Origin of the sequence: Bacillus cereus group sp. MYBK227-1 (genome assembly GCF_051916325.1) — a bacterium.
Taxonomy (GTDB): Bacteria; Bacillota; Bacilli; order Bacillales; family Bacillaceae_G; genus Bacillus_A; species Bacillus_A cereus.
The window spans coordinates 164262-189723 of sequence record NZ_JBQAGK010000008.1; the positions used below are offsets into that span (position 1 = coordinate 164262).

Consider the following 25462-nt stretch of genomic DNA (forward strand, 5'->3'; position numbering starts at 1 on the left):
AAGGAAGTGATTAGATGGCTATTCCATCTATTTCAGTATATAAAATGCCAATTGAATCAGAACTACCGAAAAATAAAGTGAATTGGACACCAGATCCGAAACGTGCAGTACTTTTAATTCATGACATGCAAGAATATTTTCTTGATGCATATAGCGATAAAGAATCACCAAAAGTAGAACTTGTTTCAAATATTAAAATGATAAGAGAAAAATGTAAGGAACTTGGTATACCAGTTGTTTATACAGCACAACCTGGTGGGCAAACGTTAGAACAACGAGGTTTATTACAAGACTTTTGGGGTGACGGTATACCTGCTGGACCAGATAAAAAGAAAATTGTTGATGAACTTACTCCTGATGAAGATGATATATTCCTAACAAAATGGAGATATAGTGCATTTAAAAAGACAAATCTATTAGAAATTTTAAATGAACAAGGAAGAGATCAACTCATTATTTGCGGTATTTATGCGCATATTGGCTGTCTTTTAACAGCTTGTGAAGCATTTATGGATGGTATAGAGCCGTTCTTTGTAGCAGATGCAGTTGCTGATTTTTCACTAGAGCATCATAAACAAGCATTGGAGTATGCATCTAATAGATGTGCAGTAACGACATCAACAAACCTACTGTTAAAAGATTTACAAAGTGTAAAAGGTGATGAGGGTGAAGGAATCACTATACAGGAAGTGCATGAACTAGTTGCACAACTACTTCGTGAGCCAGTAGAGAGTATTGATATTGATGAGGACTTATTAAATAGAGGGCTTGATTCGGTCAGAATTATGAGTTTAGTAGAGAAGTGGCGTCGTGAAGGGAAAGAAATCACTTTTGCAGATTTAGCAGAACGTCCAACTGTTGCAGGTTGGTACAGTTTACTATCTTCACAAACAGCACAGGTGCTGTAACAAATAGACTACATAATAAAGGGGTAGTAAAGAATGCCTAACAGTCAAAAGATTCGTCATTCGTTATCATCTGCGCAGTCTGGTATGTGGTTTGCGCAACAATTAGATCCGCTTAATCCAATTTATAATACTGGGGAATATGTAGAAATAAACGGAAATATTCATCAAGACATTTTTGAATTAGCTGTACGTAAAGTTGTAATGGAAACAGAAGCACTTCATGTTCGCTTCGAAGAGGATGAAATTGGCCCATGGCAAGTTATTGAAGAATCACAGTTTCATATGCATTTTATTGACGTTCGTAAAGAAGAAAATCCTGAAGAAGCTGCTAAAGTATGGATGAAAAATGATTTATCTATGCCAGTCGATTTGAAAAAAGATACTTTATTTACTGAAGCACTTATTCAAGTTGAAAATAATCGTTTCTTTTGGTATCAGCGCATCCATCACATTGTGATGGATGGCTATGGATTTTCACTTCTTAGCCAAAAAGTAGCGAATGAGTATACATCACTTATAGAAGAAACAAACAAGAATGAAAAACCATTTGGTTCTCTTGCAAAAGTCGTGCAAGAAGATATTGAGTATCGTGAGTCTAAACAATTTCAGGAAGATCGTACTTTTTGGTTAGAAAAGTTTGCAGATGCCCCAGAAGTTGTAAGTTTGGCAGAACGAGCACCGAGAACATCAAATGGATTTTCACGAGAAACAGCTTATTTATCTAGTTCTAGCACGAAAACTTTACTAGAAGATATCAATATTTCGTTAACAAGTTGGCCGGAATTCATTGTGGCTGTAACAAGTATTTATATGCATAAATTAACAGGTGAAAATGATATTGTTTTAGGTTTACCGATGATGGGACGTCTAGGTTCTGTATCTATTCATACACCAAGTATGGTAATGAATTTAGTTCCACTTCGTATTACAGTAACTCCAAATATAACTCTTGCGGAATTATTGCAGCAAGTTTCTAAAGAAATCCGAGATGTACGTCGCCATTATAAATACCGTCATGAGGAATTAAGAAGAGATTTAAAGTTACTAGGTGAAAATCAAAGGTTGTTTGGACCGTTAGTGAATGTTATGCCTTTTGATTACGGGCTTAATTTTGCTGGAAATCGTGGTATTACGCATAACTTATCAGCAGGACCTGTCGATGATTTATCGATAAATGTATATAAACGTTTTGATCAAAATGAGATAATGATTCATTTTGATGCAAATCCTGAAGTATATAATAACGCGGAGCTAGCATTGCATAAAGAAAGATTTATGAATCTATTTGAATTAGTAATAAATAATTATGAGAAAAACGAGTCGATTGGAAAAATAAACATTACTCTGCCTGAAGAAAATCATAAAGTTTTATTGGAATGGAATGAAACGAAGGAAGACGATGAATTAATCAGTCTGCCTATATCATTTGAAAAACAAGTGAAAAAAAATCCCAATAAACTAGCGATTACTTGTGACGGTGTAATCCTTACGTATAAAGAGCTAAATGAACGAGCGAATGAACTAGCACATTATTTAGTAGAAGAAGGAATACGACCAAATCAGTTTGTAGCTTTAGTATTCCCTAGATCAATAGAAATGGTAGTTAGTATGCTAGCAGTCTTAAAGGCTGGTGCAGCGTATTTACCAATAGATCCAGAATACCCAGCAGATAGAGTTACTTATATAGTAAATGATGCAAAACCAGTTTGTATCATAACACATTCATCTGTTTCATCTAAGTTAGTTATAGAAAAGGATATGAAAAAAATTGTATTAGATGACGAAGAAACGAAACTAGCGTTACATACATATTCTCGTATGAATATAGCATGTAAGAATGATGTATCACTGTTAAACCCAGCCTATACAATATATACTTCAGGCTCAACAGGAAACCCAAAAGGTGTAATTGTTCCTATGAGAGGTTTAAGTAACTTTTTAATGGCTATGCAACAAAAGTTTTCATTAAATGAAAATGATCATTTATTAGCAGTTACAACGTTTGCATTTGATATTTCTGCACTAGAAATTTATTTACCTCTTATTAGTGGTGCAAGTTTAACAATTGCGCAAAAAGAAGACATACAAGAGCCTTCTGCATTAACGACACTTTTACATGAAGAAAGAGTGACCATTATGCAGGCTACACCGACGCTTTGGCAGGCGTTAGTAACTGATTATCCAGAGAAGCTACAAGGGCTAAGCATACTTGTTGGTGGTGAAGCTCTTCCAGCGCATTTAGCAAATAAATTACGAGAATTAGGTTGCTCAATAACTAATTTATATGGACCAACTGAAACGACGATTTGGTCTACTTTCATGAACATTGATGAAGGTGAAAAGGGCATACCTCCTATTGGAAAACCAATTTGCAATACAGAAGTGTATGTATTGGATGCAGGGTTACAACCAGTGCCACCTGGAGTTATTGGGGAATTATATATTGCAGGGGAAGGACTTGCAAGCGGATATTTAGGAAAACCTGAGTTAACAGCTGAACGGTTTGTTGCAAATCCTTATGGAGAATCAGGGAAGCGCATGTACCGTACAGGAGATCTTGTGAAATGGCGTAGTGATGGTGCGTTAGAGTACATTAGTCGCGCAGATCATCAAATTAAAATTCGTGGATTCCGAATTGAATTAGCTGAAATTGAAACGGTATTACAACGACATGAAAATATTCAACAAGCGGTAGTAATGGTACGAGAAGATCGTGCAAATGATAAACGCATCATTGCGTATATCGTTGCAGAAGAAAAGGAACCGATTAATCTTTCAGAAATTCGTTCTTATGTTTCAGAAAGTTTAGCGAATTATATGATACCATCGACATTTGTTGTGCTAGAAGTATTACCATTAACGCCAAATGGTAAGGTTGACAGAAAGAAATTACCTGCTCCTGATTTTAATGGAATGAACAATGAGAGAGTTGCTAGAAATCCGAAAGAAGAAATATTATGTGATTTATTTGCAGAAGTACTTGGTGTTTCTCGAATTGGCATTGATGATAATTTCTTTGAAATGGGTGGACATTCACTTCTCGCATCTCGTTTAATGGCAAGAATTCGTGAAACGTTAAGTGTGGAATTAGGAATTGGGAAACTATTTGAATCACCAACTGTTGCCGAACTGGCGAAACAATTAAACCATGCAAAAAGCGCAAGACCAGCTATTCAGAAAGCAAGTAGGCCAAATGAAGTTCCACTTTCATTTGCACAGCGCAGGTTATGGTTCTTAAATTGTTTAGAAGGTCCAAGTCCTACTTATAATATTCCGCTAGTCATTCGTATGAATGGAATATTGAATCGGGAAGCATTACAAGGTGCTTTTTATGATGTAGTTGAGAAACATGAAACACTTAGAACAATTTTCCCTAACGTATTAGGTAGTTCCTATCAGAAAATTTTAGATATGGAAAACTTAAATTTAGAAATGGTTATAACTAATACATGTAAAGATGAATTAGAAAGTGTACTTTCAGAGGCGGTAAGATATAGCTTTAACCTCGATTTTGAGCCGGCAGTTCGTTTGCAACTTTTTACAATGAGTGAAAACGAACATGTATTATTAATTCTATTACATCATATTGTAGGTGATGGCTGGTCATTACAGCCGTTAACGAGAGATTTTACAGCGGCGTATAAAGCGCGAAGTCAAGGTGACAGAGTTCAGCTGGAGACACTACCAGTTCAATACGCAGATTATGCACTTTGGCAACAGCAATTGCTAGGTGATGAAACGACACAAGAGAGTCTTATTTCAACACAATTAGATTTTTGGAAAGAAGAACTTAAAGGTTTACCAGACCAAATGGAGTTACCTACAGATTTCCAGCGTCCAATTGAGACGAGTTACCGCGGGGAAACAATTCATTTTCATATAGATGAAGGTATGCATAGTAGGTTAGTAGAGCTTGCACGTAAAAATGGAGTTAGTTTGTTTATGGTATTGCAAGCAGGGCTTAGTGCACTATTTACAAGATTAGGTGCAGGCACTGATATACCAATTGGAAGTCCGATTGCTGGAAGAAATGATGATGTACTTTCAGATATTGTTGGTTTATTTGTAAATACATTAGTGTTACGTACAAATACTTCAGGAGATCCAAGTTTTAAAGAATTATTAAATAGAGTGAAGCAGGTAAATCTTGCAGCTTATGAAAATCAAGATGTTCCATTTGAAAGGCTTGTTGAAGTATTAAATCCAGTACGTACTCGAAACAGCCATCCGTTGTTTCAAGTTATGTTAGCTTTTCAAAATACACCAGAAGCAACGTTTCATGTACCAGATTTAGAAGCGAGCCTTGAAATTCAAAGCGTTGGTTCTGCAAAATTTGATTTAACATTTGAAATTAGTGAGAGTAACGGGGTTGATGGTACTCCGAACGGTTTACATGGATTACTAGAGTTTAGTACCGATTTATATAAACGTGAAACGGTTCAAAAACTAATAGAACGATTCATTTTGTTATTAGATGATGCAACTACAAATCCAGATCAATCCATTGGCAGATTAGAAATATTAACTTTAGCAGAGAAAAATACAGTGTTAGAAAAGTGGAATGGTGGTTTTCAAATTGCACCAGAAATGACATTGCCACAATTGTTTGAAAAGCAGGCTCATATAAATCCAAATTCTATTGCTGTTGTCTTTGAAGATAAGAAATTAACTTATGAAGAGTTAAATAGAAAAGCAAATAAAATAGCTCGATTCCTAATAGCAAAAGGGATTGGTCCTGATCAACTCGTTGCTTTAGCGATGCCAAGATCATTAAACATGGTTGTAAGCTTATTAGCTGTTCTTAAAGCTGGTGCTGGATACCTTCCGTTAGATCCAGATTACCCAGCAGACCGTATTTCATTTATGCTACACGATGCGAAACCATCATGTGTTTTAACGAATTCAGAAGTGGAAATTGAATGTAATGAGGCACTAAAAGTTTTAGTTGATGATGTGAAAGTAATAGCAGAGGTTGAGAAATATAGTGAAGACAATATTGATGAAGTGGAACGAATTAAGCCATTATCTCCATCACATATTGCTTACGTTATTTATACGTCAGGGTCAACGGGCAGACCGAAAGGCGTTATGATACCTCATCAAAATGTAGTGAGACTTTTAGGAGCAACTGATCATTGGTTCCAGTTTGACGGAAACGATGTTTGGACGATGTTCCATTCATATGCTTTTGATTTCTCGGTTTGGGAAATTTGGGGACCTTTATTATACGGAGGGCGTTTAGTTGTAGTCCCACATACTGTAAGTCGCTCGCCGAAAGAATTTTTACAGCTTCTTGTTAAAGAAAAGGTTACGGTTTTAAACCAAACTCCATCAGCGTTCTACCAATTGATGCAAGCAGATCGTGAAAATGAAGAGATTGGCCAAAAATTATCTTTACGATATGTTGTTTTTGGAGGAGAAGCACTTGAGCTAAGTCGCTTAGAAGATTGGTATAGTCGACATCCTCATAACGCACCAAAGCTTATTAATATGTATGGTATTACAGAGACGACAGTACATGTTAGTTATATTGAATTAGATGAAACTATCGTCTCTTTACGGGCAAATAGTTTAATTGGGTGCAGTATACCTGACCTTAAAGTGTATGTGTTAGACAACTATTTACAACCAGTCCCACCTGGAGTAGTTGGAGAAATGTATGTTGCAGGTGCAGGACTTGCGCGTGGATATTTAGGAAGAGCAGGATTAACGGCTGAACGCTTTATCGCAGATCCATTTGGCAAGCCAGGTACAAGAATGTATCGTACAGGAGACTTAGCTCGCTGGCGTAATGATGGGACGCTAGATTATATAGGACGTGCAGATCATCAAATCAAAATTCGTGGATTCCGAATTGAATTAGGAGAAATAGAAGCAGTCATAATGAAGCACCCTAAAGCTGAGCAAGTAGCCGTTATTGTACGTGAAGATCAACCAGGGGATAAACGGTTAGTTTCTTATATCGTTGCATCAAATAATGAAGCAATTGATACGAATGAAATGCGTCAGTTTGCTAGTGGTAGTTTACCAGATTATATGGTTCCATACGCTTTTGTAGTAGTAAATGAGTTACCTTTAACTCCAAACGGTAAATTAGATAGAAAGGCATTGCCAGCTCCAGCATTTATCGCATCATCTTCTAGTCGTGGTCCAAGAACACCGCAAGAAGAAATGTTATGTGACTTGTTTACAGAAGTGCTAAGTGTACCTCAAATTGGAATTGATGACGGATTCTTTGATCTTGGTGGTCATTCACTCCTTGCAGTGCAGCTTATGAGCCGCATGAAAGAGGCGCTTGGAGTGGAACTAAACATTGGTACTTTATTTGCAGCACCGACTGTTGCAGGGTTAGCTGAAAGACTTGAGATGGGGAATGGTCAAAGTGCACTTGATGTGTTGCTTCCATTACGAGCAAGCGGGGATCAATTACCACTATTTTGTGTACATCCAGCAGGTGGATTAAGTTGGTGCTATGCAGGACTTATGAAATCTTTAGGAACAGATTATCCAATTTATGGTGTGCAAGCACGTGGTATTGCTAAAAATGAAGAACTTCCAAAAAGTTTAGAGGAGATGGCGGCGGATTACTTGAAACACGTTCGTGAAGTACAGCCTCATGGACCATATCGTTTATTAGGTTGGTCGCTTGGAGGAAATGTTGTGCATGCAATGGCGGCGCAATTACAAAATGAAGGGGAAGAAGTAGAATTACTCGTTATGCTTGACTCTTATCCTGGACACTTCTTACCGAATACGGAAGCGCCTACTGAAGAGGAAGCGTTAATTGCATTACTTGCTTTAGGCGGATATGACCCAGATAACATGGATGGTAAACCACTTACAATGGAAAGTGCAGTTGAAATCCTTCGTAAAGATGGAAGTGCATTAGCAAGTCTTGAAGAAGAGACTATATTGAACTTGAAAGAAACATATGTAAATTCAGTAGGGTTGTTAGGGAAATATGTACCGAAAGTTTATAACGGAGATATCCTGTTCTTTAGATCTACTGTTATACCAGACTGGTTTGATCCTATTTCTCCAAATACGTGGCTAAATTATTTAGACGGGCAAATTGTGCAGCACGATATTGATTGTAGACATAAAGATCTATGTCAGCCAGGTCCGCTTACGGAAATTGGACAAGTATTAGCGAAATATTTGCAGAATAAGAAAGGGGTAAGTAGAGTATGACGAATCCATTTGAAAATGATAATTACACATATAAAGTATTAATAAATGAGGAGGGCCAGTATTCTCTCTGGCCTGCTTTTCTCGATGTACCTATTGGCTGGAATATCGTATATGAAGAAGCTAGTAGGCAGAGCTGCTTAGAATATGTTGAATATAACTGGAAAGATTTGAATCCAAAAAGTAATCAAGTTCGCGAAAAAACATTAGCAGGAAAACGATAATGAAAGAAAAACTAAATCCAAAAGTAGTTGTAAGTATCGTTTATATAACTGCGATGTTTATGGCTGCGATGGACGCAACGATTGTAAATGTAGCACTGCAAACGATAAGTAGAGAACTACAAGTACCTGCATCTGCAATGGGGACGGTTAATGTTGGGTATTTAGTTAGTTTAGCTGTTTTCCTTCCGATTTCTGGTTGGTTAGGAGATCGATTTGGTACGAAAAGAGTATTTTTAATTGCTCTTTTCGTATTTACAATTGCCTCTGCTTTATGCGGAATGGCTAACGATATTACTTCATTGAATATTTTCCGTATTATTCAAGGTGCTGGTGGAGGGCTTTTAACGCCGGTCGGAATGGCAATGTTATTTCGAACATTTTCACCAGAGGAAAGACCGAAGATTTCTCGGTTCATTATACTTCCAATTGCTGTAGCACCAGCAATTGGTCCTATCATCGGTGGTTTCTTTGTAGATCAAATGTCTTGGCGTTGGGCATTTTATATTAATCTACCGCTTGGAATCGTTGCATTGCTATTTGGACTTCTATTTTTAGCAGAGCATGTTGAAAAATCAGCTGGTCGCTTTGATTCGCTCGGCTTTATTTTATCAGCACCAGGATTTGCGATGCTCATATATGCGCTCAGCCAGGGACCATCAAAAGGGTGGATTTCTCCAGAAATTATGAGTACTGGGATAGCTGGGGGGGTATTCATTACATTGTTTATAATCGTAGAACTGAAAGTAAAGCAACCGATGTTAGATTTACGTTTATTAAAAGAACCAGTGTTTAGAAAGATGAGTCTTATATCATTATTTTCATCAGCTGGTTTACTAGGAATGTTATTTGTTTTTCCACTTATGTATCAAAATTTGATAGGAGTTTCCGCGCTGGAATCAGGACTTACGACATTTCCAGAGGCGATTGGATTAATGATTTCTTCACAAATTGTGCCATGGTCATATAAAAAATTAGGAGCGCGAAAGGTAATTTCTATTGGATTAATTTGTACCGTGGTTATCTTTGTTTTATTAAGTTTTGTAAATCACGATACGAATCCGTGGCAAATCCGCGCATTATTGTTTGGTATCGGTATTTTCTTAGGTCAATCTGTCGGTGCGGTTCAATTTTCTGCCTTTAACAATATCACGCCGCCTTCTATGGGGAGAGCTACTACTATATTCAATGTGCAAAATCGATTAGGTTCAGCAATAGGAGTAGCTGTTTTAGCTAGTATACTAGCTGGTTTTGGAAGTAATAACGCTCAATCCGATTTTTTACCATATCAAGCAGCATTAATTGGATCAGCAATATTTTTGCTCATAGCACTACTATTTTCTTTACGTATTTCCGATAAAGAGGTAATGTCAAAGAAGAAAGAAAAAACATTATCTGTATCAGAAAAAGAGAAAGTACTTGTCAATGAATAACAATATACGCATGCTTTCTTATGAAAATTGATATTCGTTGAATAAAGGAGAGTTTACATGATAGAAAGTAAAGTTGTAGATTCTATTCCAACTTTGAATGAGAATGATTGTCAAATATGGTGGGCAAGAATTTCGGATTTACAATCATGGCATTACAATTTACTAAATGATATAGAGCGAGAGAAAGCAAATTCGTATCATCATTCGGCAGATCGAGCTCGTTTTATAATAGGTTGCGTAATAAGTAGATTAGTTCTCGGTAAGATACTTTCTATGTCACCAGTCCAAGTACCAATTGATCGAATGTGCTCAGTATGTAAAGTGCAGCATGGAAGACCACAATTACCAGAAGGTATGCCGCAATTATCCGTTTCGCATTCAGGTGAGTGGGTTGTCGTTGCTTTTACAAAATCTGCACCTGTTGGCATAGATGTAGAACAAATGAATCCAAATGTAGATGTTATGAAAATGGCAGAAGGTGTATTAACAGACATTGAAATAGCGCAAGTTATGAAACTGCCAAATGAACAGAAAATAGAAGGATTTTTAACATATTGGACTCGAAAAGAAGCGGTGCTGAAAGCGACAGGTGAAGGACTAATGATTCCGCCAGTACATATTACAGTATCAGCTCCAAATGATCCTCCAAACTTGTTGGTTTTTAAGGATAGACAAGAGTTATTAAATAATACAATGATGGAAGATGTAAAGCCTAGTTTAGATTATAGGGCCTCTGTTGCAATATTCAGTAAGGAAGTAACTGAAATTACGCAATTAGATGCGGCAGCACTTTTAAATCTTAAATAAAAAAATTATAGAAGAGGTGTTCCTCATGTTAGTAGCGGAAAATAGAAAGAATGAATTCACTTATAACGTACAAGCAATTAAAAATATTTTATTTTCTGGAGATACATCATCTATTCATGCTTTAGAAAAGCTTTTAAATGATACAGTTCAGTTTGATGTTCTTGAACAAGAGGCACTTGGTAGACAATACATTCCGAAAGAAGCAAAGAATTTCTTTGATAAAGATGGAACATTTCTTTACCGTGTATCTAATGTTAGTTATAAAGGCAAGGTGTTATCTGAAAATCTAATTTTTGCAGACACTTCGTTTTTACCGGACGCAATAAAGAGTGAATTAGAGAGTGGAAATATTCCTGTTGAAAAGCTTATAGAAAAGATGGAAGTAAGAAGAAATGTATTATATGAAGGATATCAGCCATCTGGAAATATTATCGAATTGTTTGATGGATGTTCTGTTACAGCGAATGTGTATCCAACTAGAAAGTATCAAATTGTAAGTAAATGCAAATGTGTATTTTATATTTGTGAAGTGTATCATGCAGAGAATATAAAGCAATTGCTTAAATAAAAACAAGAAACCAGCCTATAAAATGGCTGGTTTCTTGTTTATTTAACAGCTTCTTTTAATTCTTTACCTGCTTTAAATGCAGGAACTTTACCAGCGGCGATTTGAATTTCTTCGCCAGTTTGCGGATTACGTCCTGTACGAGCAGATCTTTCGCGCACTTCAAAAGTTCCAAAACCGATTAGTTGAACTTTATCTCCAGATTGTAATGCATTAGCAATTGTGTCAAATACGGATTGTACAGCTGCAGAAGCGTCCTTTTGAGAAATATCAGCTGATTGAGCTACGTTTTTAATTAATTCTGTTTTGTTCATGTTTTCACCTCATAAAAAAATTTTTGGAATGAATGTTTTAGTATAATAGATAGTAAAGATAAAGCTATCACTATGATTAGATAGAATACTATATAATTATGTTAATTTCGTTGCAAGAGACTGAATCCCTTCTATTATTTAGGGATTAATTAAGAATCGATGCATATAAAAAGCTTTAGTATGAGGATGAGGGGGAGTATATGAATGATTTTTCGTGAAAAAAATGAGAAGGAAAGTATATTAATTCGTCAACATGACCATGGTTTTTTAGCTGGAGAGATTGCAAAACATATAAAAGAAGACTTTTTTGAAAGTAAAACATATTTAAAAGAAACAGTTGATGCAATATATGAGCATGACAGAGGATGGATAGAGCTTGATAAAGTACCAATTTTGAATGATGCTAAAAATATTCCATATACATTTATGGATTGTCCAAGCCCATTACGTTTTGTTTTTTATACGATTGGTTTGAATGAAATTGAAAATTCTAATCCATACGGGGCATTGCTTTGTAGTAAACATTTTTTATCATTTCCACTAAACGAGGAAGATGAAGAGATGATGTCATTTTATAAACATGAATTAGAACGACAAAAAAGAATCTTGAAAACGTTAACAAAAGAACAGTTTGCGATGTTCGATAAACATTATAAATTATTAAAGTTTTGTGATGAACTTTCTTTATACGTATGTATCAATAAGCCTGGTGTCAAAAAGAAAGATGAAATTGATTTATTTAAAGATGGTTTTGAAGGAACAGAAATGTTTAATAGTGAAGAGGAGAAACTTATTCAAGCTGAATGGGTGGACGAGGAAACAATTCGGATTACACCATTTCCATTTCAAACGGAATTTTATACGTATGTAAAATATAAAACGATAAATAAGCATGAAATGAAAGAAAAAGGGATTGCAAAGGCTGATAGAGAATCAGAAATGAAGAAACAAACCATTCGTTTCATACAATAAGGAGGTAATATAAATTGAAAGATTATATATTAAAACAGTGTGATTATCATGCTTGGGCCAATACAAGATTATTCAATCGATTAAAAGAGTTACCAAACTATGAGACGATTTTTAATGAGCAGATACAGAGTGTATTCCCATCCATTAAGGATACTTTTGTGCATATTTATATTACAGATCAAGTGTGGTTACATATATTGCATGGTAAAAGTATGAATGAAGCAATACAAGACCGAGAAGATTTACGAAAACAAATTGAAACTAAATCGTTACATGAATTAGAAAAAATGTTTGAAAACATGGCAAATCAATATAAAGATTTTTTAATTACAATACAAGATGTGAATGCTGTATTTGTTATTGAGAATCCATATGTAGGGAAATTAGAAACTTCGATTTTAGAATTAGTGCAACATGTCGTAAATCATGGTACATATCATAGAGGAAATATAACAGCGATGATCCGTCAACTTGGTCATTCGTCGACAATGATGGATTTTGTACTGTATTTACATATGGTTAAAAAGCAGGGAGAGTAATATAGTTTGTAAGAAGGAGAGGCTTTAATTATAGAAGTCTCTCCTTCTATTTTATTCCGCATTCATGGTAGATCGACTGATTAAAGTTTTCTTAAGAAGCTTTATTTTCTTGTAATTGCTTAGCGTATTGTACAGCCTTATATGCATTGACTCTACCGTTTTTCCAGTACGTACCTGTACCACTAATTTTATCAGAAGTTGACTCAATAATTTGGCGAATTTGTGTATTACTATATCCTTGATTTGCTAAAAGAGCAGCGACTCCTGCAACATGAGGTGTTGCCATAGATGTACCACTTAATGATTGATACGTGCTTCCTTTATATGTTGAATATATATTTGAACCTGGTGCTGCAACATCTACCCAGCTACCATAAGTAGAGAATGAAGATTTTCTATCTGATTGATCTGTAGAACCAACTGCGATTACTTCGCTGTAATAAGCAGGGTAATTAGCTTTTGTATTTCCAGCATTTCCAGCAGCTGCAACTATAACAGAGCCTTTATTCCATGCATATTGAACGGCTTGTTGTAATGCAGTACCACCATTTGGAGCTCCTAAACTTAAACTAATTACTTTTGCACCCGAATCAGCAGCTTCTCGAATACCTTGCGCTACAGCATCAAGAGTACCACTTCCTTGATTATCTAATACGCGGACAGCATAAATTGAAGTTTGTGGGGCAACACCAGCAATTCCGACGCTGTTATTCGTAAGTGCTCCAGTAATTCCAGCGCAATGTGTACCATGACCATTACCATCATCAGATGTATTGTCGTTATCAACATAATCATGCCCGTAAATTACTTTCGAAGCCAGATCAGGGTGTGAGCCTTGAACTCCTGTATCAATAATAGCTACTTTTACACCCGGATCACTTCGTTGGCTATCCCAAGCTTGTGGAGCTTGAATCTTTTGTAATCCATATTGATTATTAAAATATGGGTCGTTTGGAGTCCAAAAGGCGTGAACGTAATAATTTGGTTCTGCATATTCCACATCTGGATTATTTTTATAACTCTTTATTTTTTCTTTTACAGTACCTTTTGAAAATTGTACGACTTCAAAACCTAACTTATCATCTTTAGATAAGACATTAGCTCCGACAGATTTATGAAAAGATTGCACATTACTTAAAGATGCATTTTGTTTGAACTTAACGATTAATTGGTTAGGAACATAATCAGTAGATGATGTTTCAGCACTTGAAGTATTCGTGTTAAAGAAGAAACCACCAATAATAAATGATAAAACAGATAGGAAAACAATGATTTTGTTTTTCAAAAGATTTTTCCTCCCTTTTCTTGGATGAGTTTTTCAGCGACACTTTAATGTCGCATTCCTTTTCAACTATATAGTTAGACCATACGATTTATGACATTTATGTGAAAAACTTTTGGAGGAATAAAAAGGAGTAAATATTGATATAAATATATTTTTAATGATAGTAATTAAGTAAAAGAAGGGATGAAAAAAGGAATGCTCATCATGTATGAGTCATTCCTTTTTTCATAGATTAACTTGCCTGTTTTTTATTATTTTCTTTCAATTTCTCTGCTTGTAAAAAGCGATTCGTTTCAGCAACAACAATACTACTTAATCCAATCAGACCAATCAAGTTTGGAATTGCCATAAGTCCATTTGCAATATCAGCAAATGTCCATACGATTCCTAGCTTTAAATTAGCACCAATTGCAATCATGAAAATAAAGATTGCTTTATAATATTTAACTGCACTTTCTCCGAATAAATAAGCTACACATTTTTCTCCATAATACGACCAGCCTAAAATAGTAGAGTAGGCAAATAAAATAATTGCGATACCGAGAATCATACTACCAGCAGTACCGAATACAGATTGGAATGCAAGTGTTGTAGCTTCAACACCAGTTTTACCTGATTTCCAAGCGCCTGTAGTAATTAATACTAGTCCTGTAATTGTACATACAATAAACGTATCTAGAAAAGTACCAGTCATTGAAACTAAAGCTTGCTTTGCAGGCGAATCGGTTTTTGCCGCCGCCGCCGCAATTGGTGCACTCCCTAAACCAGCTTCGTTCGCAAATACACCACGCGCCATTCCGATTTGGATAGCTGATGCAACTGTTGCCCCAATAAAACCACCAGCAGCTGCTGTACCATTAAATGCACCAGAAAAAATAAGTGAAAATGCTTCTGGAATTTGGTCGTAGTGATAGAAAATAATTATAAGACCAGCAATTATATAAAAGAAAGCTTTAATAGGAACGACATATCCCGTCACTTTCCCGATTTTTTTTACACCGCCTAAAATAACAATTGCGATTAAAAATGACATTACTATACCAGTTAAAGCAGGAGGGAAAGAGAAATTAATTCGCATTGCCTCTGCAACTGAGTTAGATTGCACCATATTACCAATACCGAAAGAAGCAGTTGTACCAAATATAGCGAATAATATAGCAAGCCATTTCTTACCTAAACCACGCTCTAAATAATACATTGGTCCACCTGAATATTCACCATTTTCATTACTAACACGATATTTCACTGCAAGTATTGCCTCTGCATATTTTGTTGCCATACCGAATAAAGCGGTAATCCACATCCAAAATATTGCACCAGGACCACCAATTGTAACCGCTGTTGCAACACCGGCTATATTACCCATACCAATCGTTGCGGCCATAGCTGTCATGAGTGCTTGGAAGTGACTAATATCTCCAGAAGAAGAAGTATCTTCTGATTTTTTAAACGCTAGTTTGTGAGCGTATAATAGTTTACTAAACTGTAAACCTTTCAAACGCACTGTGAGAATGATACCTGTTCCAACGAGTAGCAACAAAGTTGGTAATCCCCACACGTATTGATTTAGTTGTTCTAATACTTTACTTACTGTCTCCATCTTTATTCTCCTTTTTTAGAAAAAATAAAAACCACTTCAAGTAAATGAAATGGTCTCTGGAGAAACAAGGGATAGAAAAATAAACCGATACAATCGGCTTTTTCTTTCGCTTGTCTCTGTCCTTTTACCTGAGAGATTATCCGCTAAAGTAGCGGATTTGCTCCTTCGGTGCTCGTTTTCCTCCGCGCTCTATGAAAGCGAGAGGGAGTCTCTCCAGAGATTCGTCCCCATGCAGTTCTACTTGTAACCAAGACCTGAGAGTTTCAAAGTTGGTATAACAACTTTTTGCCCCGTCGGTAGATCAATAGACCTTCTCCTGAATGGTTCATCCGAATTATAAAATTTATAAACACATTGATTGTAAATCAATAAAAACATTATAGACATACAAATTGTGAATTGCAATCATTTTTTATTTTAAAATAGTAAATAGTTTTATTTTTTTGTAAGTCCTAATTTATCTTCAACTTCATTTAAAGTAGATAAAGCGATGACAATATGTTGATCCGCAAGTCCTAAAGCTTGTTTTGCTTTTTCAATAGTTTCATTGGTTGAAGTAGAGTTATTTGCTCCGTCTATAATCAAATTTGCTGCATTTTTCATGAAATTTGATGCGGATTTAAACTGAGTTGTGAATTGAAGTAGTTGTTTTTGTATATCTATATCTGTTATGTTTTCTTCAATTTTAAGCGTGTCTATTTCGTTCATAATTGTTTCGTACTGTTTGGAAACAGCACTCATTGTAACTAATAGTTTATTTCGATCTACTGAATCTCCATTCGTGTTAATCTCTTCCCAGGCAGGTAACCAATCTTTTTCGATGATGTCATTATAATGAGTAGTCAATTCATGAATTTTAGGTTGTAATTTCGTTTTGAAAGTTTTTGTCTCCGCTGTTTCTACAGTTGCTTTTTCGTTGTTATTTTTAACATTAGTAACATAGAAAATCGTACCGAAAATGATGAAAATAGAAATAACAACTGTCCATTTAGTAAAAAGTAATTTCTGCAATATGTAACGCCTCCAAAATTTAAAAACTTATAATTATAATATATAACAATAATGTTGTTTAAAGTAGAGAAAATAGGTTAGAAATAATTTGAATTATGTCTTTTCTATACATGAATAATTAAATTTAGTAAAATGATGAAAGTTATATGCGAGAAGAGAGGGTTTTTAGTGAAAATGAATAGAAGAAAACTGGTTTTAAGTATTTCAATGGCTATGTTATTAGTTGGTTTATTTGCACTCATATATGTAGACAAAGAATCTAAAATTAAAGATTTTCCAGTGCCAATGTCAGCAATCTATATTAACGATGATAATGAAGAGGACTATCAATATATAAGTGTAATGCCTATTACAAAAGCAAATGGATGGGAGAACTTAGGGGAAAACGGGCATACTGTTAGTTTTAAAAAAGGGGAAAGGAAGGTAGCAGTAGTACATTATCCGGGAGAAATTACGTATTATTTATTTGAGAAAAAGATGAATAAGGGAGATTAGCTAAAGATGTAATTCATTAAGAGTTACATCTTTTTTTATTCTGAATCATTTGAAATTAAATTCGATAGATGTTTTGATAGATGTAGTGATAAATATGATTAGTTCTATATGTCTATAAAGAGTATTAGGGTGATTATAAAAATATTATGTGAACTAATTATTGTGAGAAGAAGATAAATTATATGCTAAAGGGGGAATTAAAAATGTTACTAAAAACAATCTACTGTAAGGTGGAAGAAGAGAAAAAGAAATTGTTTTCAAATGCGCAAGAAAAATGGAGTGATATACGGCATCTAGATGGTTTTCATGGACAATTTGGTGGATGGTATGAAGATGAGGCATGTGTATTTACTTTATGGGAAGATAGAAGTACATATCAATCATTTATGAATGGTGCTCACGATACAATTTATTTAAATAGTAATCAAGAGGATACGTTTCTTTCGTGTGAAATTGAATTATTTCAAACGTTGTATGATATAACTGATACGCATTTGAAAGACGTTGTTACAGAAGGATCATTCGTAAGAGTTGCTATATGTGATGTAAAGGTGGAAAAGGAAAAGTATTTTTTACAGAAGCAAGAAACAATTTGGAATAAAGGAATGGAAAAAGCAAAAGGAATGTTAGGTGGAGTAGTTGGGAAGTCTTTAAAAAATGAAAATCGTTACATAGTGTTAACGTATTGGAAAGATGAACAGACGCATCAAAATTATGTGGAAGAGATTTTCCTAGATTTATATAAATTAGCTAATATTCATGAAGATATAGAAGAGATAAAAGGAAAACAAGCTGTATGTAAGGAAGAATGGCTTGTATATTAAACGCTGAAAAAGTGTATAAATGAATGTATAATAAAGATATTTTCTTATAAACAAGTAATTAATAGAAGACGTTATATACCCTTTCATGTTAATATATTTAAGTTATAATAGGAGGCTTACCCTTTTGTATTGTACGGTAGAAGCAGTGTGAGCTTGAAATTTTTTTAGAAAAGGATGTGCCTAATTTGCGTATCAATAAATTTATTAGTGAAGCTGGAAAAGCGTCTCGACGTGGAGCGGATAAACTAATTAATGAGAGAAGAGTAATTATTAACGGTAAGGTTGCAAAAATTGGTGACCAAGTGAACCCAGGTGATGATGTACGAGTAAATGGAGAGCAGCTTCGAATTGCTCGAGATCACGTATATATCGCTTTAAATAAACCAGTAGGTATTACATGTACGAGTGAAAAATCAGTAAAAGGTAATATTATCGATTTAGTGAACCATCCTTTACGAATTAGTCACATTGGACGTCTTGATAAAGACTCAGACGGTTTAATTTTGTTAACGAATGATGGTGATATTGTTAATGAAATTTTACGTGCTGAAAACAAACATGAGAAAGAATATATCGTTTCAGTAGATAAGCCAATTACACCTGATTTCTTAGAGAAAATGGCAGCGGGTGTTAAAATTTTAGGAACAAAAACGCTTCCTTGTGAGGTTACACAGTTATCAAAATATGAGTTCCAAATTATTTTAACACAAGGGCTAAATCGTCAAATTCGCCGTATGTGTGAAGCTTTAGGTTATCAAGTATACACGTTAAAACGTACGAGAATTATGAATATTGAATTGAATAATTTACCGGTTGGGCAGTGGAGAGATTTAACAAAGAAAGAGAAAAGACGTCTATTTGCAGATTTAAATTACGAACCACAAGATTGGTAAAATTGTGAAGTGAAACCAAAAAAATTTGGTTTCACTTTTTTAATTAAATAAATAATTTTTTTAAACACTTGCAAAAATAAAATGAATAAGATATATTAAATAACAATAAATGGATGTTTTACAAAAAGCAAAGAAAAGGACACGAGTTATTTTACCCGGTTATACAGAGAAGGAAGGAAAGCTGAGAACTTCCTAACGCAGAAAAATAACTTACCACCTTAGAGCTGCACTAGGGAAATTAAGTATCTAGTGCCGTGTATGCGACGTTATCGCAAAAGAAGCCATTATGTTTTTTGTGATGGGAATCTGGGTGGAACCACGGATATAAGCATATTCGTCCCTATATTTAGGGATGAATATGCTTTTTTGCATTCAATTTCATAATAAGCGAAGAAAAGGACACGAGTTATTTTACCCGGTTATACAGAGAAGGAAGGAAAGCTGAGAACTTCCTAACGCAGAAAAATAACTTACCACCTTAGAGCTGCACTGGGGAAATTAAGTATCTAGTGCCGTATAAACGACGTTACCGTAAAAGAAGCCATTGCATTTTGTGATGGGAATCTGGGTGGAACCACGGGTAAAAGCACGCTCGTCCCTATGTTAGGGATGAGTGTGCTTTTTATTATGAAATGGAGAGATGAAAAATGAAAGAACAAATGATTGAAATTAAATTTCCAGATGGTAGCGTGAAAGAATTTGTAAATGGAGTTACTTTAGAAGAAATTGCGGGATCCATTAGCAGTAGTTTGAAAAAGAAAGCAGTCGTGGGGAAAGTAAATGATGGATTATATGATTTACGCCGAAAGATTGAAGAAAATGCGGAAGTAGAAATCATTACTATAGATTCAAATGAAGGTGTAGAAATTGCAAGACACTCTGCGGCACATATTTTAGCGCAAGCTGTAAAAAGATTGTATGGTGATATAAATCTTGGAGTAGGGCCTGTTATTGAAAATGGATTTTATTATGATATGGATCTTCCAAGTAGTGTAAACGTAGAAGATTTACGGAAAATAGAAAAAGAAATGAAAAAGATTATAAATGAAAATATAAAGATAGAACGAGTTGAGGTTTCTCGAGAAGAAGCAGCAAAACTGTTTCAAGAAATGAACGATCGCTTGAAATTAGAACTTTTAGAAGCAATTCCTAGTGGGGAAAGTGTAACACTATATAAACAAGGTGAATTTGTAGATTTATGTAGAGGACCACATTTACCATTTACAGGTTATTTGAAAGCATTTCAATTAACTCACGTTTCCGGTGCATATTGGCGAGGTGATAGTAATAACCAAGTGCTTCAGCGCATATATGGTGTTGCATTCTCTTCTCAAAAAGAATTAGAAGAGTATTTACATTTCGTTGAAGAAGCAGCAAAAAGAAATCATCGTAAGTTAGGCAGTGAGCTTGAGTTATTTATGTTTTCTGAAGAGGCTCCGGGAATGCCATTTTATTTACCGAAAGGACAAATGATTCGTAACGAATTGGAAGCATTTTTAAGAGAAATTCAAAAAGAGTACAATTATCAAGAAGTACGCACTCCGTTCATGATGAACCAAGAAGTATGGGAGAGATCAGGGCACTGGGGACATTATAAAGATAATATGTATTTCTCTGAAGTAGATAATAAAAGTTTTGCATTAAAACCGATGAACTGCCCAGGGCACATGCTTATGTTTAAAAATAAATTGCATTCTTATCGTGAATTACCGATTCGTATGTGTGAATTTGGTCAAGTACATCGCCATGAATTTAGTGGTGCCTTAAACGGATTATTAAGAGTACGTACTTTCTGCCAAGATGATGCACATTTATTTGTAACTCCAAAACAAATTGAAGATGAAATTAAATCAGTAATGGCGCAAATTGATTACGTATATAAAACTTTTGGATTCGAATATGAAGTAGAGCTTTCTACTCGTCCAGAAGACTCAATGGGTGATGATAAATTATGGGAGCAAGCAGAAGCAGCATTAGAAAATGTATTACAATCGCTAAATTATAAATATAGACTAAATGAAGGTGACGGTGCATTTTACGGGCCGAAAATTGATTTTCATATTAAAGATGCTTTAAATAGAAGTCACCAGTGCGGAACAATCCAGCTTGATTTCCAAATGCCAGAGAAATTTGATTTAAATTATATAGATGAAAATAATGAAAAGAAAAGACCAGTTGTTATTCACAGGGCAGTTTTAGGGTCATTAGATCGCTTCTTAGCAATATTAATTGAGCACTTTGGAGGTGCGTTCCCGGCATGGGTGGCACCAGTTCAAGTGAAAGTAATTCCAGTTTCAAATGCAGTACATGAACAATATGCCAATGAGATTGCACTTAAATTAGCACAAGCTGGAGTTCGTGTTGAACAAGATGCACGAGATGAAAAATTAGGATATAAAATAAGAGAAGCACAAATGCAAAAAGTACCGTATGTTCTTGTTATTGGAGATAAGGAAATGGAAAACGGAGCTGTAAATGTACGTAAATATGGGGAAGAGAAGTCAGAAGTTATTGCACTAGATGTATTTGTGGCAACTATTGAAGAAGAAATAAAGAATAGAAAATATTGATTGTAAAGAAAACACACTATTAGAAATTAGTGTGTTTTCTTTTTTATCTTACAAAAATGTAAGGTAAATGTAAGCGAAATCGAGGGAACGAGTTGTAGAAAAATGAGAATATGAAGTAGGAAATAGGTTCATGTTACAGGTGTAACTCTTATTGAATGAATAATTAAAAAAATCTTAAGGATTTACATGACAAAATAATAAGAAATATGTGAGAAATTAATTTTATACAAAAGGGATGGAGTGAAAGAGATGTCAACAAATGTAGTTACTGTAGAAAGTGTAGAAAAAACGTATGGAAAAAGAAATGAGAATCAGTCAAAAGCATTAAGGGGTGTATCGTTAAGTATTAAAGAAGGAGAATTTGTCGGGATTATGGGTCCTTCTGGGTCTGGAAAAACGACTTTACTTAATGTGATAAGTACACTTGACCAAGCGACAGGTGGTAGTGTGACGATAGCTGGTACAAATATTACTTCTATGAAGGGCAATGCGTTATCTGATTTTCGCTCTCAAAAATTAGGTTTCATTTTTCAAGATTTTAATCTACTAGAAAACTTATCAATTTATGAAAATATAGCTTTACCACTTTCTCTGCAAGGCGTACCATCAAGTGAGATTACTGGAAAGGTAAATGACGTTGCGAAGAAATTAGGAATTACTGAAATTTTAACAAAATATCCAACTGCTGTTTCTGGTGGACAAAAGCAAAGAACAGCGGCGGCAAGAGCTTTAGTACATAATCCAGCAATTGTATTAGCAGATGAACCGACAGGTGCGCTTGATAGTAAAAACGCAAAAAGTTTATTAGAAGCAATGCAAGATTTACATGAAAATCACAATGTAAGTATTTTGATGGTTACACATGATGCATTTAGTGCAAGTTATTGTGAGCGTATTTTATTTATTCAAGATGGTCTTCTTTATAAAGAATTAAATCGTCAAGGCACTAGAGAGAATTTCTATCAAGACATTTTAGGTGTGCTCGCTCATATGGGCTCAGCTGCTGAGTCTAAGTAGGGGGGCGAAACTATGTTATTTAAATTATCACGTCATAGTATGAAAAAAATGTTAAAAGATTATATGGTTTTACTTATTGGCCTCGTTATTAGTATTAGTATTTTCTATATGTTCCAAACGATGGCGATGAATAGCGAATTTACGAAAGATAATAGCCTAATTAGTAGTATTAGACTCGTCTTTTGGGTAGGTGCAATACTATTATCTTTCATTACTGTATTTTATATTATATATGCCAACTCTTTCTTACTCACGTTAAGAAGAAAAGAACTCGGTATGTACATGATGCTTGGTGCAAAAAAGAAAAAAGTAGCACAGTTATTATTTATTGAAACATTCGGTATGGGTATTGTCAGTATTATTATCGGTATTTTAGTAGGGATGTTACTTGCAAGTGTAGCAGGAAACTTTTTAATGAATGGAATGGAAATTTCAGCAAAAGGTAGTTATGCATCTGTATACACACCAGCAATTTTAGTTACAGCTATTTTCTTCTTAATACTATTTTTCATTACTGGCTTAATGAACAGTGTCCGATTGTTACGTAAAACTGAACTAGCGTTAATTCGTGAAGATGAAACACTAGATGAAGTAAAGAAAAGTAAAACTCGCATTATTATAATGACAGTACTTGGTGTATTACTAGTAAGTATAGGGTACTATTTTATGATCAATGTAAAAATATATGCTGAATTAGGTTTTATTATAGCAACCATCGTTACAACACTTGGAACATATTTTATCTTTAGTTCATTACTCCCATTTTTTGTGATGAAAATTAAGGGGAATAAAAAACGAAATGAAACTGGTCTAAATAGTTTTACATATGCACAGCTACGCTTTCGAGTAAATAGTTTATCGAGAGTATTAGGTACTGTAGCGATGTTAATTGCATTAGGCGCAGGTGCGATGACGGCAGGTATGGCTTTCCAAAAAAATGTAGGTATTATGACAGACTTTTCTCGTGTATATGATGTTGTAATTCATGATCCGAATGATCAAGACAAAGCTGCCTTAAAAGAAATGGAAATTGTTGAAGAAAGCAAGTACAACTATAAAGTAGATGGAGAAGCGGTTTATTATTTACGTAACGACTTAACTGCGAAACCACCACTTGTTTCAGACCATTTTGATACAAAAACGTTAAAAGAGCCTGTTCGTAAACGTGTGACTGAACCTTTAACTGAACCTGTATATTCAGCTTTAGAGGCTCCTGAATTAGCAAAATTCCCTCGTATGCCAAAGGATTGGGAAGATGCAGTTGTAAGAGAGATACAAATTACGCATAATCAATTTAGCGGAAAACCAGTAAGAATTGCAGACGAAGAGCATTATAAAGGAATTCAAGGAACAGAACACACTGTAACATTAGCAAAAGTAGATGATATGAAAAAATATAAACCGTTATTGATCGAAATAGACAAGAGACAAAAAGCACAAATTGAAAAAGCAACAGGTGAAAAGGTAGACTTATTTACGAAAATGACAATTTATCAGTTTATGAACAGCTTCATGAGCGGAACAATGTTTATGGGATTTTTCCTCGGAATTGCCTTTTTAGCAATGATGGCGAGTTCCCTTATGTTCAAAATATTAACAGGTGCTTCTCGTGATGTACGCCGTTATGAAATGTTACGAAAAATTGGTGTGAGACGCAGTATGCTAACGAAAAGTATATATAAAGAAATTTCATATTTATTTATCTTCCCAGCAATCATTGGCATTTCTCACGTTTTAGTAGGGCTTAACTTATTCAGCTTTATATTAGTTGACCCGTTTGTAAAAGTGTGGGTGCCAATTGGGATATTCTTAGTCATTTATTTCATCTATTACTGGATAACTGTTCAACTTTATAAAGGTATGGTAATGCCGAAAGAAGAGGTAGCTAAATAGTTTATCCCGCTATTTGCCAGGCAGCCCGATTGGTGAGGGCTGATTAAAGTTTTATTTTATGAAAAGAGTCCTTGTTTTGAAAATAGGGGCTCTTTTTTATGTTTTTTATAAAGAAGGAAAAGATTGGATAATGGTCGAAAAATATAATGTAACTTCCAAGAAATGACTAAAATAATACTATTTTGTCGAGAGGAAGGATACGAAGTATGAAAGAAATGCTACAGTTATTTCGCAACAAAGTGTATGCACGTTTTTTCTAGCAAATATTTTAGAGCGACTCGGTTCTATGATTGCTGGAATTTCTTTAATGTTTTACTTGTTAGATCAATACGGAAAACAACCAGTTTACGCAACGATGACAAAAATTATGATTGCATTACCTGCATTAATCTTTTTTCTATTAGTAGGGACAGTAGTGGATCGATTTGATAGACAACGTATTTGTACAGTAAGTAACATATGTTGTTCGCTCTGTAATATTGGAATCCTAATTTCGCTTTATTACGGGATAATTATACTTGTTTTTATATTTTTATTTTTGGAAAATGCATGTATACAATTTTCCTCTCCATCAGAACAATCGATGATACAGGGAGTAGTTGAATCAGACCAATATGGTGCAGCAGCGGGTATTAATCAAATGGTAAATAGTTTGTATGCTTTATTTGGTGTAGGAATTGCAACGATGGTGTACTGAACTTTTGGAATTTACGGGAGCATTTTAGTAAATACGCTCACTTTTATTATGAGTGGTATTTTGATTCAAACAATCTCCATTCCAGAAAAAGTTTGTTTACCAAATGGTAGAACAAAATGGAAAGAAGTTAATTTGAAGATGTTAATAACAGAGTTTAAAGAAGGGATTAGGTATATATACCTAAATGAAACTTTTAAAAAATTACTTTTGGGATTTATCGTGTTTGGTTG

General features: G+C 34.7%; 18 protein-coding genes, 1 pseudogene, 1 riboswitch and 2 other annotated features. Of the genes and pseudogenes, 15 read left to right on the plus strand and 4 right to left on the minus strand.

Annotated features, from left to right (window positions below; translation table 11 throughout):
* Positions 1-14 precede the first annotated feature (14 nt).
* Genes ACTFRM_RS26150 through ACTFRM_RS26175 form a run of 6 tightly spaced genes read left to right on the plus strand, consistent with a single transcriptional unit; the run spans position 15 to position 11125 of the window.
* Positions 15-908 carry an isochorismatase family protein gene (locus ACTFRM_RS26150; protein WP_001007283.1) on the plus strand — a complete coding sequence of 298 codons (894 nt, stop codon included), beginning with the start codon at positions 15-17 and terminating at the stop codon, positions 906-908.
* 33 nt (positions 909-941) lie between these two features.
* Positions 942-8099 carry an amino acid adenylation domain-containing protein gene (locus ACTFRM_RS26155; RefSeq protein ID WP_001133911.1) on the plus strand — a complete coding sequence of 2386 codons (7158 nt, stop codon included), beginning with the start codon at positions 942-944 and terminating at the stop codon, positions 8097-8099.
* Positions 8096-8320: an MbtH family protein gene (locus ACTFRM_RS26160; RefSeq protein ID WP_000184055.1), complete on the plus strand. Its 225-nt coding sequence runs from the start codon at positions 8096-8098 to the stop codon at positions 8318-8320. The genes ACTFRM_RS26155 and ACTFRM_RS26160 overlap by 4 nt, the downstream gene beginning before the upstream one ends.
* Positions 8320-9750, plus strand: a complete 1431-nt coding sequence (locus tag ACTFRM_RS26165; protein ID WP_088859493.1) for an MDR family MFS transporter — start codon at positions 8320-8322, stop codon at positions 9748-9750. Before ACTFRM_RS26160 ends, ACTFRM_RS26165 begins: the two co-directional genes overlap by 1 nt.
* 57 nt (positions 9751-9807) lie before the next feature.
* A complete protein-coding gene (sfp, locus tag ACTFRM_RS26170; RefSeq protein ID WP_000573004.1) occupies positions 9808-10557 on the plus strand; it encodes a 4'-phosphopantetheinyl transferase Sfp in 750 nt (249 codons plus the stop codon).
* A 25-nt stretch (positions 10558-10582) separates the two neighbouring features.
* Complete coding sequence (locus tag ACTFRM_RS26175) at positions 10583-11125, plus strand: hypothetical protein (RefSeq protein WP_000959125.1); 543 nt, start codon at positions 10583-10585, stop codon at positions 11123-11125.
* Positions 11126-11163: 38 nt separating this feature from the next.
* Here the strand turns inward: ACTFRM_RS26175 and ACTFRM_RS26180 are convergent, their stop codons facing one another.
* Positions 11164-11436 (minus strand): HU family DNA-binding protein, encoded by a 273-nt coding sequence (locus ACTFRM_RS26180; protein WP_001043905.1) that lies wholly within the window; start codon positions 11434-11436, stop codon positions 11164-11166.
* 204 nt (positions 11437-11640) lie between these two features.
* Between ACTFRM_RS26180 and ACTFRM_RS26185 the strand changes: the two genes are divergently transcribed.
* Both ACTFRM_RS26185 and ACTFRM_RS26190 read left to right on the plus strand, forming a co-directional pair.
* Positions 11641-12408 carry a DUF3891 family protein gene (locus ACTFRM_RS26185; protein ID WP_440043766.1) on the plus strand — a complete coding sequence of 256 codons (768 nt, stop codon included), beginning with the start codon at positions 11641-11643 and terminating at the stop codon, positions 12406-12408.
* A gap of 14 nt (positions 12409-12422) precedes the next feature.
* On the plus strand, positions 12423-12947 hold the full coding sequence (locus tag ACTFRM_RS26190; protein ID WP_000656267.1) for a DinB family protein: 525 nt from the start codon (positions 12423-12425) through the stop codon (positions 12945-12947).
* 91 nt (positions 12948-13038) lie between these two features.
* Here ACTFRM_RS26190 and ACTFRM_RS26195 read toward each other — a convergent pair whose 3' ends face one another.
* The 3 genes from ACTFRM_RS26195 to ACTFRM_RS26205 all read right to left on the minus strand — a co-directional run bounded on the left by ACTFRM_RS26195 (position 13039) and on the right by ACTFRM_RS26205 (position 16843).
* Entirely contained in the window at positions 13039-14232 is a 1194-nt protein-coding gene (locus ACTFRM_RS26195) for a S8 family peptidase (protein WP_000790938.1), read from the minus strand.
* Positions 14233-14464: 232 nt separating this feature from the next.
* On the minus strand, positions 14465-15832 hold the full coding sequence (locus ACTFRM_RS26200; protein ID WP_000451037.1) for an alanine/glycine:cation symporter family protein: 1368 nt from the start codon (positions 15830-15832) through the stop codon (positions 14465-14467).
* A gap of 106 nt (positions 15833-15938) precedes the next feature.
* Positions 15939-16059: riboswitch (glycine riboswitch) on the minus strand.
* Positions 16060-16267: 208 nt separating this feature from the next.
* Complete coding sequence (locus ACTFRM_RS26205) at positions 16268-16843, minus strand: hypothetical protein (protein ID WP_322372816.1); 576 nt, start codon at positions 16841-16843, stop codon at positions 16268-16270.
* A gap of 132 nt (positions 16844-16975) precedes the next feature.
* Here ACTFRM_RS26205 and ACTFRM_RS26210 point away from each other — a divergent pair, with 132 nt between their 5' ends.
* The 7 genes and pseudogenes from ACTFRM_RS26210 to ACTFRM_RS26240 form a co-directional block, all read left to right on the plus strand.
* Positions 16976-17338: a hypothetical protein gene (locus tag ACTFRM_RS26210; RefSeq protein ID WP_127063937.1), complete on the plus strand. Its 363-nt coding sequence runs from the start codon at positions 16976-16978 to the stop codon at positions 17336-17338.
* Positions 17339-17541: 203 nt separating this feature from the next.
* The gene (locus ACTFRM_RS26215) at positions 17542-18162 is read left to right on the plus strand and encodes a YdbC family protein (RefSeq protein ID WP_137396827.1); all 621 of its coding nucleotides are present in this window, start codon (positions 17542-17544) and stop codon (positions 18160-18162) included.
* 185 nt (positions 18163-18347) lie between these two features.
* Positions 18348-19055 (plus strand): 23S rRNA pseudouridine(2604) synthase RluF, encoded by a 708-nt coding sequence (rluF, locus tag ACTFRM_RS26220; protein ID WP_001222171.1) that lies wholly within the window; start codon positions 18348-18350, stop codon positions 19053-19055.
* A gap of 121 nt (positions 19056-19176) precedes the next feature.
* Positions 19177-19400, plus strand: a binding site (T-box leader).
* Between the two features lie 36 nt (positions 19401-19436).
* Positions 19437-19658 (plus strand) — a binding site (T-box leader).
* A gap of 44 nt (positions 19659-19702) precedes the next feature.
* Positions 19703-21625: a threonine--tRNA ligase gene (thrS, locus tag ACTFRM_RS26225; RefSeq protein WP_098771458.1), complete on the plus strand. Its 1923-nt coding sequence runs from the start codon at positions 19703-19705 to the stop codon at positions 21623-21625.
* 249 nt (positions 21626-21874) lie between these two features.
* Positions 21875-22642 (plus strand): ABC transporter ATP-binding protein, encoded by a 768-nt coding sequence (locus tag ACTFRM_RS26230; RefSeq protein ID WP_000106426.1) that lies wholly within the window; start codon positions 21875-21877, stop codon positions 22640-22642.
* Positions 22643-22654: 12 nt separating this feature from the next.
* The gene (locus ACTFRM_RS26235; protein ID WP_322372817.1) at positions 22655-24535 is read left to right on the plus strand and encodes an ABC transporter permease; all 1881 of its coding nucleotides are present in this window, start codon (positions 22655-22657) and stop codon (positions 24533-24535) included.
* 206 nt (positions 24536-24741) lie between these two features.
* Positions 24742-25460 (plus strand): annotated as a pseudogene (locus ACTFRM_RS26240) (MFS transporter); the annotation flags it as partial.
* Between the last annotated feature and the right edge of the window lie 2 nt (positions 25461-25462).

What these genes read in the sequence shown, in the direction of transcription:
- ACTFRM_RS26150 (WP_001007283.1), top strand. Translation starts at nt 15, where the DNA reads ATGGCTATTCCATCTATTTCAGTATATAAAATGCCAATTGAATCAGAA.
- ACTFRM_RS26155 (WP_001133911.1), top strand. Translation starts at nt 942, where the DNA reads ATGCCTAACAGTCAAAAGATTCGTCATTCGTTATCATCTGCGCAGTCT.
- ACTFRM_RS26160 (WP_000184055.1), top strand. Translation starts at nt 8,096, where the DNA reads ATGACGAATCCATTTGAAAATGATAATTACACATATAAAGTATTAATA.
- ACTFRM_RS26165 (WP_088859493.1), top strand. Translation starts at nt 8,320, where the DNA reads ATGAAAGAAAAACTAAATCCAAAAGTAGTTGTAAGTATCGTTTATATA.
- sfp (WP_000573004.1), top strand. Translation starts at nt 9,808, where the DNA reads ATGATAGAAAGTAAAGTTGTAGATTCTATTCCAACTTTGAATGAGAAT.
- ACTFRM_RS26175 (WP_000959125.1), top strand. Translation starts at nt 10,583, where the DNA reads ATGTTAGTAGCGGAAAATAGAAAGAATGAATTCACTTATAACGTACAA.
- ACTFRM_RS26180 (WP_001043905.1), bottom strand. Translation starts at nt 11,436, where the DNA reads ATGAACAAAACAGAATTAATTAAAAACGTAGCTCAATCAGCTGATATT.
- ACTFRM_RS26185 (WP_440043766.1), top strand. Translation starts at nt 11,641, where the DNA reads ATGATTTTTCGTGAAAAAAATGAGAAGGAAAGTATATTAATTCGTCAA.
- ACTFRM_RS26200 (WP_000451037.1), bottom strand. Translation starts at nt 15,832, where the DNA reads ATGGAGACAGTAAGTAAAGTATTAGAACAACTAAATCAATACGTGTGG.
- ACTFRM_RS26210 (WP_127063937.1), top strand. Translation starts at nt 16,976, where the DNA reads ATGATGAAAGTTATATGCGAGAAGAGAGGGTTTTTAGTGAAAATGAAT.
- ACTFRM_RS26215 (WP_137396827.1), top strand. Translation starts at nt 17,542, where the DNA reads ATGTTACTAAAAACAATCTACTGTAAGGTGGAAGAAGAGAAAAAGAAA.
- thrS (WP_098771458.1), top strand. Translation starts at nt 19,703, where the DNA reads ATGAAAGAACAAATGATTGAAATTAAATTTCCAGATGGTAGCGTGAAA.
- ACTFRM_RS26230 (WP_000106426.1), top strand. Translation starts at nt 21,875, where the DNA reads ATGTCAACAAATGTAGTTACTGTAGAAAGTGTAGAAAAAACGTATGGA.
- ACTFRM_RS26235 (WP_322372817.1), top strand. Translation starts at nt 22,655, where the DNA reads ATGTTATTTAAATTATCACGTCATAGTATGAAAAAAATGTTAAAAGAT.